The organism is Streptomyces sp. MAI_2237 (assembly GCF_054189285.1).
In genome coordinates, this window is record NZ_JAJPGQ010000003.1 from 1,394,512 (window position 1) to 1,406,040 (window position 11,529).

The following is an 11,529-nucleotide window of genomic DNA, read 5'->3' on the forward strand; positions in this document are numbered from 1 at the left end:
ATTGGCCTTGTCGGAGGCCCCAATTCCGGCTTAGCGTCCTTTGGGGGACACGGACGGGGTGGGTCCGGTCCGTAGGGGGGACACGTGGGGGGACCCGTGGCCAGGAGCACGAGCAGTGTGCCTTTCGAGGCCGACCGTGCCGTGCCGGCCCTGATCGTCAAGTTCGGCGACTACCCGCTGCACCACGGTGGCGTGGGCGCGATCCGCAGCCTGGGACGCCTCGGTGTGCCCATGTACGCGATCACCGAGGACCCCTACACCCCCGCGGCCTCGTCCCGCTATCTGAAGAAGTGCTTCGTCTGGCCGACCACCGGCACGGAGGACCCCGGCCACCTGGTCGAGGGCCTGCTGCGGATCGGGCGCCGCATCGGCCGCCCCGCCGTCCTCGTCCCCACCGACGAGGAGGCCGCCGTCCTGATCGCGGAACACCAGGACATGCTCGCGGGCCGCTTCCTCTTCCCGCGCGTGGACCCGGCCCTGCCGCGCCGGCTCGCCAGCAAACAGGGCCTGCACGAACTGTGCGTGGAGCACGGCATCGCGAGCCCGGCGGCCGCGTTCCCGCAGTCCTACGACGACATCGTCGCCTTCGCCGAGAAGGCCCGCTTCCCGGTGGTGGCCAAGAACCGCGAGGCGTTTCTCAGGCGCACCCGGCCGGCGGTCAACGGCACGACGCGGATCGCCACCCGCGAGGGGCTGCTGCGGCTGGCCCGCGACTGGGGCGAGCGCCCCGGCGTGATCCTTCAGGAGTACCTGCCCAGGGAGGACGCCGAGGACTGGATCGTGCACGCCTACTTCGACCGCAACTCCACACCGCTCGCCCTGTTCACGGGCGTGAAGGTCCGCTCCTGGCCGCCGCACGCGGGCATGACGGCGAACGCGTACGTCGTCGACAACCCCGAACTCGCCGACATCGCCGCACGCTTCATCAAGCAGATCGGCTTCAGCGGCATCATCGACCTCGACCTGCGCTTCGACCGGCGCGACGGACAGTACAAGCTCCTCGACTTCAACCCCCGCATAGGCGCCCAGTTCCGGCTGTTCGAGAACGAGTCGGCCGTGGACGTCGTACGCGCCATGCACCTCGATCTGACCGAGCGCCCCGTTCCGGAAGGGGAACAGCGGGCCGGCCACCGGTACATCGTGGAGAACATCGACCTGCCCGCCCTGCTCGCCTACCGCCGCAGCGGCTATACGACGCCGCACGCACCGGCACGGGCGAGCGGGACGGAGCTGGCCTGGCTCGCGGGTGACGACCCGCTGCCGTTCCTCACGATGCTCGCGCGCTTCGTGCGGCCGGGCGCGAAGCACCTGTATCAGCTGTGGCGGACCAACCGCCGCGGCGGCACCGCCCGTTCGAACAGCTAGCCAGCGACGCCGGCTGTCCGAACCGGACACGAAGTGACGCAAGTGAACGTCCTGGGGAGGGACTTCGTGACTCAACCGGTTGCAGTCATCGGCGCCGGGCCCTTCGGCCTGTCGACCGCCGCCCATCTGCGCGCCCGGGGCATCCCGGTACGCGTGTTCGGCGAGCCCATGGTCAGCTGGCGCGACCACATGCCCGCCGGAATGCTCCTGAAGTCGACGCCGGCCGCCTCCAGCCTCCACGCCCCGCAGCGGGGCCACACCCTGGCCGACTACTGCGACGCCGCCGGCATCCGGCGGCTGGTGACCGACGAGGACATCATCCCCGTGGAGACCTTCATCGCCTACGGCGAGTGGTTCCAGCAGAAGCTGGTGCCCGACCTGGAGCGGGTGCGGGTGGTCTCGGTCGACCGGCGCGACGTGGGTGGCTTCGAACTCAAGCTGGACTCGGGCGAGTTGTTCACCGCCCGCGCTGTCGTCGTGGCGACCGGCCTGTCCGGCCTCTCCCACCTGCCCGCGGAACTCGCCGTGGCCGCCGCGGACGGCCCCGCCCCCACCGGCCCGGTCTCCCACAGCTCCCAGCACCACGACCTCACGCGCTACTCCGGCAAGGACCTGATCGTGGTCGGCGCCGGCCAGTCCGCGCTGGAGACGGCGGTGCTCGCGGCCGAGGCGGGCGCGCGGGTACGGGTGGTCTCCCGCGGGCGCGGCAAGGTCGACTTCGGCGCGCCGCCCTGGAAGCAGCCCAGGCTGCGCCCCGAGTCGCCCTTCGGCCGGGCCTGGTCCCTGTGGGCGTTCAGCTACTACGCGCAGCCCTTCCGTCATCTGCCGGCCCAGACCCGCCACTACCTGGTCCGCCGCGTCCTCGGCCCGCTCGGCGCCTGGTGGCTGCGCGAACGCTTCGAGGGCAAGGTGCAGGTCAGCGAGGTCGAGCGGATCGTGCGCACGGAGGCCGACGGCGGCAGCCCGGCGCTGACGGTCCGCACCCTCGACGGCCGGACGGACCAGCTGGCCGCCGACCACGTCATCGCGGCGACCGGCTACCGGGTGGACATCGCGGCGATGGACTTCCTCGGCCACGAGCTGCGCACCCGGCTCGCCGTCAGCCGCGGCGCGCCCCGGCTGGGTGCCGGATACGTCTCCTCGGTGCCGGGCCTGTACTTCACCGGTCTGCCGGCGGCGGCCTCGTACGGGCCGGTGATGCGGTTCGTGTGCGGCACGGACTTCGCCTCGCCGAGGCTCGCCAGGCACCTCGCGGCGGCCCACGGTTGAGACCCTGACGGACACGGCCGCAGGGGCCCGGCGGGCGCCGGGCCCCTGCGCCCACGGCCTCGGCTCGTGATCAAGGGCCGGGACCGGTGCGCGAGTTGACCGAGTGACGCCGGCGAACGGGGTGGTCGTCCGGTTCGCGATGAGTCGGCGGTGCGTCCTGTCCGTATTCTCTGATCATGGCCGCACCCACCGCATATGCACTCATCGCCACCGACCTGGACGGCACCCTCCTGCGAGGCGACGACACGTTGTCCGACCGGTCCCTCGCCGCCCTCGCGCGCGTGGCGGAGTCCGGCGCCCGGCACCTCGTGGTGACCGGCCGCCCGGCCCCCAGAGTGCGGCCCCTCCTGGACGACCTGGGCAGCACGGGGCTCGCGGTGTGCGGGCAGGGCGCGCAGGTGTACGACGCCGGCGCGGACCGTCTGCTGTGGTCCGTCAGGCTGGACCGGGAGCTGGCCGAGACGGCCCTCGGCAAGATCGAGGCCGAGGTGGGGCAGGTGTACGCGGCCGTCGACCAGGACGGCGTCGACGGGCTCACGCTCATCGAGCCCGGGTACCTGATGCCGCACCCGACCCTGCCCGCCGTACGCGTCGGGCGGCGCGACGACCTGTGGTGCGAGCCGATCAGCAAGGTGCTGCTGCGCCATCCCTACCTGTCCGACGACGAGTTGGCGGCGACGGCGCGTTCGGTGGTCGGTTCCCTGGCCACCGTCACCATGTCGGGACCCGGGACCGTCGAACTCCAGCCATGCGGCATCACCAAGGCGACGGGTCTCGCGCTGGCCGCCGAACACCTCGGCCTGGGACCGGCCCAGACCCTCGCCTTCGGCGACATGCCCAACGACATCCCGATGTTCGACTGGGCCGCCCGGGGCATCGCCATGGCCAACGCCCACCCCGAACTCAAGGCGGTGGCCGACGAGGTCACCCTGTCGAACGAGGACGACGGCGTCGCCGTCGTCCTCGATCGGATGTTCGCGGAGGTCTGTGACCTGCCGGCCTAGTAGGCGCCGTTGACGTTGTCGATGGAACCGTAGCGCTGGTAGGCGTAGTTGCAGGCGGCGGTGATGTTGGCGACCGGGTCGTAGGGGTCGTACGCCGTGCCCGCGACGTGGTAGGCGGCGAACGTCGGGTCGATCACCTGCAGCAGGCCCTTGGAGGGGGTGCCGGCCAGGGCGTTGGAGTCCCAGTTGTTGATGGCGTAGGGGTTGCCCGAGGACTCGCGCATGACGTTGCGGTAGATGCCGTCGTACGTGCCGGGGATGCCGTGCTGGGCCATGACCTGCAGGGACGCCCGGATCCAGCCGTCGAGGTTGTTGCTGTAGCCGAGCGAGGACGCGGTGACGACGCTGTCGGTCGCCGCGGAGGCGCTGGTCGCGCCGATGACCGGGAGGGCGAGCACGGCGGCGCCGGTGCCGACGACGGCGAGCTTGCGGACGAGGCGGGAGCGCTTGGTCTGGCGGTGGCGAGCGGTTGCGGGCATGGCGGTTTTCCTCTCCGTCGCCTGCGAGGTGAGCTGTCGGGTTCGGGCGGGAGCTGCCCGGCCGTGCCGCCGTACGGCGACACGACTTCACCCCGAGCCGGTCCGGGGCGTCGTGGGACGCCCCTCCGGCGGCTTACCTGGTTCCCCCGCTCCTGCCGTGCGTGTGAGTTGGTCGATGGGTGGAGAACGGGCGGCGGCAGGATTAGGCGTCCGCCCGGCAAGGCGGGAACGTATGCGAGAGCACATGTCCGGAACAAGTGGCGGAGTCACACCTCGGACCGCTTGACCTCGGTGTGGGGCGTTTGGGGTGCTTGATCCTTTGCGGTCGCCAAGCCTCAACTGGCGCTTCGAGGAAGGCGGATCGGCCGGAATCGCCCGGAATGTAGATCTTGGTCTCGCGTGAGCCAAGTCACGGGCGTCCACAAGCGCGCCAAATCGGGCAATGGGCCCAACTCATAGTCAACCGACTGCTCGTGAGGTCCGCTTCCCTCAAGTGCGATGTGAGCGCGCCCAGTCGCCCGCCGACGCAGACCGTCTCATTGGAGGAGGAAAGGGACTCTTCGGTGCGGTGGCCCGGAGCGCGCACGGGCGCGGCAGTCGCGCGCGAGGGCGTGAGGGCGCGAGGGGGATGGTCGGGCGCGCTCCGGGGGGGGCGCGGGTACGGGCCGCCTCGCCCGGCGGGGTGCGCACGCGCGCGGGGGCGATGTGGCGGCCCGCAGGGGTGGGCCGCTTCCGGGCGGGAAGCCGACTCCTGTGCGGGGTGCGCGACGCGGCTTCCCGTCGGCGGGACGGACCGGGTGACGGGGCGCGGCGGACGGAGGAGTCCGGTGGTCGGAGCGAGTCGTTAAATACACGCTGTTATCAGGTGATCACAAACATAACGGGCGTGATCCCATACCGCCCCTCCTGGACGGGCGGGCGGCATGGGTGATCGAAAGGCGACCGGATACGCTGACTTGAGTGAGGGCAGCGACCTATCGACAAACCGCGTAACCAGCCAGTAGACACCAGCAGACAGGAGACCCCTCGTGACCGTCGTCGGGCCGTTCGGGCTGAGCGTGCGGGACCAGGCTCTGGAAGCCGATGTCCAGGCCGGATTGGTGGCCGTCGAGGAGGGCCTGCTCGAAGCCACCAAGAGTGAGGTCCCCTTCATCACGGAGGCCGCCCAGCACCTGGTGCGCGCCGGTGGAAAGCGCTTCCGCCCCCTGCTGGTGATGCTCGCCGCCCAGTTCGGCGACCCGTACGCGCCCGGTGTGGTGCCGTCGGCCGTGGTGGTGGAGCTGACCCACCTCGCGACGCTGTACCACGACGACGTCATGGACGAGGCCGCGGTGCGCCGCGGGGTCGACAGCGCGAACACCCGCTGGGGCAACTCGGTGGCGGTCCTGACCGGCGATTTCCTGTTCGCGCGTGCCTCCCACATCCTGGCCGACCTCGGCCCGGAGGCCGTGCGGGTGCAGGCCGAGGCGTTCGAGCGGCTGGTCACCGGGCAGATCCTGGAGACGGCGGGGCCGCAGGACGGCCGGGACCCGGTCGAGCACTACCTGGACGTGCTCAGCGGCAAGACGGGGTCGCTGGTGGCCGTTTCCTGCCGGTTCGGCGCGATGATGTCGGGCGCCGACGAGACGGTCGTGGACGTGCTGACCCAGTACGGAGAGCGGCTGGGCGTCGCCTTCCAGCTCGCCGACGACGTCCTGGACATCGCCTCCGACTCGCACGAGTCGGGCAAGACCCCGGGCACGGACCTGCGGGAGGGCATCCCGACGCTGCCCGTGCTGCGGCTGCGGGAGCGGGCGCAGCGGCTCGGGCTGGCCGAGGACGTCGCGCTGTGCGAGCTGCTGGACTCCGACCTGAGCGACGACGCGCGGCACGCGGAGGCGCTGGCCGGACTGCGGGCGCACCCCGCGCTGGAGCAGGCGCGCCGGGACACCGTGCGGTACGCGCAGGACGCCCGGGCGGCGCTGGCTCCGCTGAAGGAGTGCGACGCCAAGGTGGCGCTCATGGAGATGTGCGACGCCGTCGTTCACCGGGCGGGCTGATTCGCCCCTGAGCGACCTGATTTCACCCTCCTGCCTCGGGTGGCCCCGTCGGCAGGATCGTGCGGTGTGACGTACGTCACATGGGTGGGCTGAGCCCTGTCTCCGGTCCCGCCGTACGCATACGCAGAAGGCCGGCGCAGGCGGTGCCGGCCGGTCTGCGGGGAGAAAACGGAATCATGGGCGTTCACGCGACGTTATCGAAGCGCTGCAAGAGCCTGATCGCGACCGCTGTCACGGTGGCCGCCCTCGGCGGCGTCGCCGCCGCGGCGACTCCCGCCTCCGCCGCCGGAGGCGACGACGGCGCCGGTGCGGGGGTGACCCTCCTCGCCACCAGTCTGCGCGGCGCCAACGAGGTGCCCGTGCCGGGCGGCCCGGCGGCGGGCGACAAGGACGGCGCCGCCCTCGAGTTCATCAAGATCGACGGCGACCGGGTGTCCGTCGCCGTCACCTGGCGCGGCACCGGCAGGCCGACCAAGCTCCACCTCCACCAGGGCGCCAAGGGCACCAACGGCGACGTGCGGATCGACTTCAGCGGGCTGCTGAAGAACAGCAGGCGGCACAGCGTCACCGGCACGGTCGAGGTCGAGGACCCGGCGCTGCTCGACGCGCTGCGGAACGACCCCGGTTCGTTCTACGCCAACCTGCACACCGCCGCGTTCCCCGGGGGAGCCGTCCGCGGCAGCCTCCACAAAGTCACCGTCGCCGCCTTCGACTTCCGGGACGCCCTCGACAACTTCCGTGCCTCGGTGGTCAGGGGCCGGCAGATCTACGAGTGCAAGGCCACCGACGCCGGCGGCTACGCCTACGCCCAACGCGACGTCGACGCCCTGCTCGAAGGCGGCATCCACCACACCTTCGTGGCGCCCGGCTCCGGAACGCCGCAGTGGGTCGCGCCGGACGGCAGCGCGGTCACCGGGGCCGTGCTGTCCAGGACCCCGAACGGGGACGGCAACATCCCCGAACTGGACCTGAAGGCCACCTCGTCCGGCCGGCACCACGGCCTGCTCGCCGGCACCACGGAGATCCTGCGGCTCAACACCGTCGGCGGAGTCGCCCCGTCCGGTGCCTGTGAGCCGGGCAGCGTCGTGGGCGTGCCGTACCGGGCGGACTACGTCTTCCTGCAGGGCTGACACGAGGGCTCCGCAGGGCTGGCGCGCGCGTCTTCGCAGAGCTGACCCGCGGGCCGATCTCGGCCGTGTCCGGGCGGTGCCTCCCGCGCCACGACCCCTACGGGTCGGGGGAGGCGCCGCCCGCTCGTGTCATACCCCAGGAGTACACACAGTTGCCTCCGCGGTCTGACGCTTCCTCCCGGCCGATTTGGTCAACTGGAGACCACGGAAAACACCACTCCTCACCGATTCGGGTGAGAATGGCGGCTACGGGGTGGATGCACGGGAGTTGGAAGCCGCCGCCGACGACGGAGGTAGCGCACAGATGGCACCGTACGAATCCGACGACAGCACGAGCGCCGACGAGACCGACGACCTGCGCGCCGGGCGGCGCAAGGCCGCTCGGTACGTCGTCCCGGTCGCGGTGGTGGGGGTGGCCGCGGCGACCATCGGGCTCGTCCCCGCGCTCGCCGACTCGGGCGACCCGAACCTGCCGAAGATCAGCGCACAGCAACTCATCGAGAAGATCGCCAAGTCGGACGTGCAGCAGATGTCCGGCACGGTGAAGATCAGCACCGACCTCGGCCTGCCCGACCTCGGCGGGCTGGAGTCCAGCCTGACCTCCGGTGCGACCCGCGGGTCCGGTGACGGCTCGTCCGCCGACCCCTCCGCCAAGCTCACCGAACTGGTCACCGGCACGCACACCGTGCGCGTCGCGGCCGACGGCCCGGACCGGCAGAAGCTATCCCTGCTGGAGAACGCGGCCGAATACAGCCTCATCCACAACGGCAAGGACGTCTGGGGCTACGACAGCCGGTCGAACTCGGTCTACCACTCGACCGGGCACGACAGCGCCGACGCGCGGAAGAAGCAGGAGCAGACCCCCGCGACCCCGGACCAGTTGGCCAAGGAGGCCCTGAAGGCGGTCGACGGCACCACGTCCGTCAGCGTCCAGGGCACCGCGCAGGTCGCGGGCCGGGACGCGTACCGGCTGGTCATCAAGCCCAAGGACGCCGGCTCGACGGTCGGTCAGATCACCGTCGCCGTCGACGCGAAGACCGGTCTGCCGCTGAAGTTCACGCTGACCCCGGCGAGCGGCGGCGCGGCCGTGGTCGACGCAGGCTTCACCCAGATCAGCTTCGCCAGGCCCGCCGCCTCGACCTTCGACTTCAAGACGCCCAAGGGCGCGAAGGTCACCGAGGACAAGGGCCATGAGAACGGCGCTCTGAAGGGCGACGGCCGGCACGGCGCGCCCGGCAAGGACCCCGGCAAGGGCCTGCCCGGCAAGGACCTCGGCAAGGGCCCCGGCGGGATGAACGTCATCGGCGAGGGCTGGGACTCCATCGCCACCTTCGACACCGGTGGCAAGGGCGTGCCGTCCGGCTCCGAGGCCGGCGGCCAGTTCGGCGGGTTCCTCGACTCGCTCGGCGACAAGGTCACCGGCAAGTTCGGCTCGGGCACGGTCTTCAAGACCCGCCTGATCAACGCCCTCATCACCGACGACGGCAAGGTCTACGTCGGCGCGGTCGACAAGGACGCGCTGGTGAAGGCGGCGAACGCGGGCTGATCGGGGAGAGACCGGTCCACGAGCACGACAAGAGCCGGTCCACGAGCACGAATCGAGGGAGCCGATGGACGAACCGTCCGCCCCGGAGCCGCAGCGGGACGCGCCGGGTGACAGCGTCATCGCCACCCAGGCGCTCACCAAGCGCTACCGCGGCGGACAGCTCGCCGTGGACGGCCTCGACCTGACCGTCCCCGCGGGCAGCGTCTTCGGCTTCCTCGGTCCGAACGGCTCGGGCAAGACCACCACCATCCGCATGCTGATGGGCCTGATCGAGCCGACGTCGGGCTCGGCACGCGTCCTCGGACGCCCCATGCCCAGAGCCTCACGCACCGTGCTCCCGCAGGTCGGGGCGCTCATCGAGGGCCCTGCCCTGTACGGCTTCCTCTCCGGCCGCGACAACCTCCTGCGCTACGACGCCGCCGACCCGACCGCCGACCCGCGTACCCGGCGGACCCGCGTCGCGGCGGCACTGGACCGGGTCGGACTGACGGCGGCGGCCGGCAAGAAGGCCAGGGCGTACTCGCTGGGCATGAAGCAGCGGCTGGGCCTCGCCGCGGCTCTGCTGCAACCGCGCAGACTGCTCGTGCTGGACGAGCCCACCAACGGCCTCGACCCGCAGGGCATGCGGGAAATCCGCTCCCTGATCCGGGAGTTGGCGTCGGACGGCACCACCGTCTTCCTCTCCTCCCACCTGCTGGACGAGATCGAGCAGGTGTGCACCCACGCGGCCGTGATGGCGCGGGGCCGGCTGATCACCCAGGGCGCGGTGGCCGATCTGGCGGCGGGCGCGCGCGGCCGGCTGGTCGTCACCACCCCGGACACCGGGGGGGGGGGGGGCGGCACGGGTGCTGAAGGAGCAGGGGGCCGGTGACGTCGTGACGGCCGAGGACCGGGTGACGGCCGAGCCGCCGGACAAGGACCTTGCCGAGGTGAACGCCGCCTTGGTGAAGGCGGGCGTCCGCGTCCGCGGCTTCGGAGTCGAACGGGCCTCCCTGGAGGACGCGTTCGTGGCGCTGACGGGGGAGGGGTTCGATGTCGCGGGCTGAAGCCGCCTCACCGGAGGAGACCGTGCGGCGGGCCGGCGCGGCCCGCGGGGTGAGCCCGCTGTGGACCTTCGGGCTCCTGCGCAGCGAACTGCTCACCACCTTCCGCCGCTGGCGCACCCTCGCCCTGCTCGCCGTCCTCGCGGCCGTGCCGATCCTCGTCGGCATCGCGGTCAAGATCGAGACCGGTGACGGCTCCTCGGCCGGCCCCGGCGAGGGCGGCGGCCCGGCCTTCATCTCGCAGATCACCAACAACGGCCTGTTCCTGGTGTTCACCGCGCTGGCCGCGACGCTCCCGTTCTTCCTGCCGATGTCCATCGGCGTGGTCGCGGGCGACGCCATCGCCGGCGAGGCGAACGCCGGGACCCTGCGCTACCTCCTGGTGGCCCCGGCCGGCCGCACCCGCCTGCTGCTGACCAAGTACGCGACGGTCATGGTGTTCTGCCTCGTGGCCACCCTCGTGGTCGCCGTCTCGGCCCTCACGGTCGGCGCCATCCTCTTCCCCCTGGGCGATCTGACGACGATCTCCGGCACTCAGATCAGCTTCGCCGACGGCGTGGGCCGGGCTTTTCTGATCGCCCTCGTCGTCGCCGCGTCCCTCATGGGCGTCGCGGCTCTGGGCCTGTTCGTCTCCACGCTCACGAACAGCGGCATCGCGGCGATGGCGACCACCGTCGGCCTGCTGATCACCGTCCAGATCCTCGACCAGATCCCCCAGCTCCACGCCCTCCAGCCGTACTTCTTCTCCCACTACTGGCTGTCCTTCGCCGACCTGATGCGCGACCCGGTCTACTGGGACGACCTGACGAAGAACCTCGGCCTGCAGGCCCTGTACGCGGCCGTGTTCGGATCGGCGGCCTGGGCCCGGTTCACGGCGAAGGACATCACGGCCTAGCCGCCCCGGCCGTCAGCCTTCGTAGGGGAAGCGGGCGAGCGGGGCCTCCTGGGCGAAGAAGGTCTTGGCGCGGGCGAGGGCGTCCGTGTCGTTCAGCACGTCGCCGCGCGCGCTGCCGTTGCCGAGCAGAACCCCGCCGAAGCGCATCCCCATGTAGGCGGCCGAGTTGTTGAGGGTGCCGATCAGCGGAGCGGCGACCTCGGACTCCTCGTGAGCGAGGGCGGTGACGCCCCAGAGGGTGCGGCCCGCCATGGTGGCCTTGAAGTCGGTGCCGGGGGTGCGCAGCCAGCCGGACCAGTGGTCCAGGTAGCGCTTGGTGTGGCCGGACACCGAGTACCAGTACAGGGGCGAGACGATCACGAGGTCGGTGGCCGCCAGCGTGGCGTCCAGGAGGAGTGCCTGGCTGCTGCCCGCCGGCGGCCGCACATGGTCGCTGTCGCGGCGCTGGTCCACGAAGTCGGGCAGCGGGTGTTCGGCCAGGCTGATCCACCGCTGCTCGACGTCCGCGGGCAGCTGTTCAGCGGCCTCGCGGGCGAGCAGTTCGGTGTTGCCGTCGGCCCGGCTGCTGCCCAGGACGAAGAGGAAACGGCGGCCGGTCATGGATCCCCCAGGAGTTCGACGCGATACGGAAGACAGGTACGGGCAAATTGAAAGCACCTGCATTATATGCACATGCATCATAATGCTCGGAGGGACCTGGGCGGATCACTGGAACGATGCTGTGACGTCGTGGTGACATGAGAACCTTGGGTGGGCGGA

9 protein-coding genes, 1 pseudogene and 1 riboswitch are annotated in these 11,529 nt (G+C 71.4%); of the genes and pseudogenes, 8 read left to right on the forward strand and 2 right to left on the reverse strand.

Annotation, left to right across the window (positions count from 1 at the left end):
- The first annotated feature begins 117 nt into the window (after nt 1–117).
- From LN251_RS16800 to LN251_RS16810, 3 genes are all read left to right on the forward strand, one after another.
- Nucleotides 118–1,365: a carboxylate--amine ligase gene (locus LN251_RS16800; protein WP_458245135.1), complete on the forward strand. Its 1,248-nt coding sequence runs from the start codon at nt 118–120 to the stop codon at nt 1,363–1,365.
- Between the two features lie 66 nt (nt 1,366–1,431).
- The gene (locus tag LN251_RS16805; RefSeq protein WP_458245136.1) at nt 1,432–2,634 is read left to right on the forward strand and encodes an FAD-dependent oxidoreductase; all 1,203 of its coding nucleotides are present in this window, start codon (nt 1,432–1,434) and stop codon (nt 2,632–2,634) included.
- Between the two features lie 176 nt (nt 2,635–2,810).
- A complete protein-coding gene (locus LN251_RS16810; protein ID WP_458245137.1) occupies nt 2,811–3,638 on the forward strand; it encodes an HAD family hydrolase in 828 nt (275 codons plus the stop codon).
- Here LN251_RS16810 and LN251_RS16815 read toward each other — a convergent pair.
- Nucleotides 3,635–4,117, reverse strand: coding sequence for a transglycosylase SLT domain-containing protein (locus LN251_RS16815; protein WP_458245138.1), 483 nt, complete (start codon nt 4,115–4,117; stop codon nt 3,635–3,637). The genes LN251_RS16810 and LN251_RS16815 overlap by 4 nt on opposite strands.
- A gap of 5 nt (nt 4,118–4,122) precedes the next feature.
- Nucleotides 4,123–4,301: riboswitch (cyclic di-AMP (ydaO/yuaA leader) on the reverse strand.
- Nucleotides 4,302–5,145: 844 nt separating this feature from the next.
- Here LN251_RS16815 and LN251_RS16820 point away from each other — a divergent pair.
- From LN251_RS16820 to LN251_RS16840, 5 genes and pseudogenes are all read left to right on the forward strand, one after another.
- Nucleotides 5,146–6,156, forward strand: a complete 1,011-nt coding sequence (locus tag LN251_RS16820; protein ID WP_058923856.1) for a polyprenyl synthetase family protein — start codon at nt 5,146–5,148, stop codon at nt 6,154–6,156.
- Nucleotides 6,157–6,332: 176 nt separating this feature from the next.
- Nucleotides 6,333–7,286 carry a CHRD domain-containing protein gene (locus tag LN251_RS16825; RefSeq protein ID WP_458245139.1) on the forward strand — a complete coding sequence of 318 codons (954 nt, stop codon included), beginning with the start codon at nt 6,333–6,335 and terminating at the stop codon, nt 7,284–7,286.
- Nucleotides 7,287–7,590: 304 nt separating this feature from the next.
- Complete coding sequence (locus LN251_RS16830; protein ID WP_458245140.1) at nt 7,591–8,832, forward strand: LolA family protein; 1,242 nt, start codon at nt 7,591–7,593, stop codon at nt 8,830–8,832.
- Between the two features lie 64 nt (nt 8,833–8,896).
- A pseudogene (locus LN251_RS16835) lies at nt 8,897–9,878 on the forward strand (ABC transporter ATP-binding protein).
- A complete protein-coding gene (locus tag LN251_RS16840; RefSeq protein ID WP_458245141.1) occupies nt 9,865–10,770 on the forward strand; it encodes an ABC transporter permease in 906 nt (301 codons plus the stop codon). The pseudogene LN251_RS16835 and the gene LN251_RS16840 overlap by 14 nt, the downstream one beginning before the upstream one ends.
- A 12-nt stretch (nt 10,771–10,782) precedes the next feature.
- Here the strand turns inward: LN251_RS16840 and LN251_RS16845 are convergent, their stop codons facing one another.
- Nucleotides 10,783–11,370 carry a flavodoxin family protein gene (locus LN251_RS16845; RefSeq protein WP_458245142.1) on the reverse strand — a complete coding sequence of 196 codons (588 nt, stop codon included), beginning with the start codon at nt 11,368–11,370 and terminating at the stop codon, nt 10,783–10,785.
- Nucleotides 11,371–11,529 lie beyond the last annotated feature (159 nt).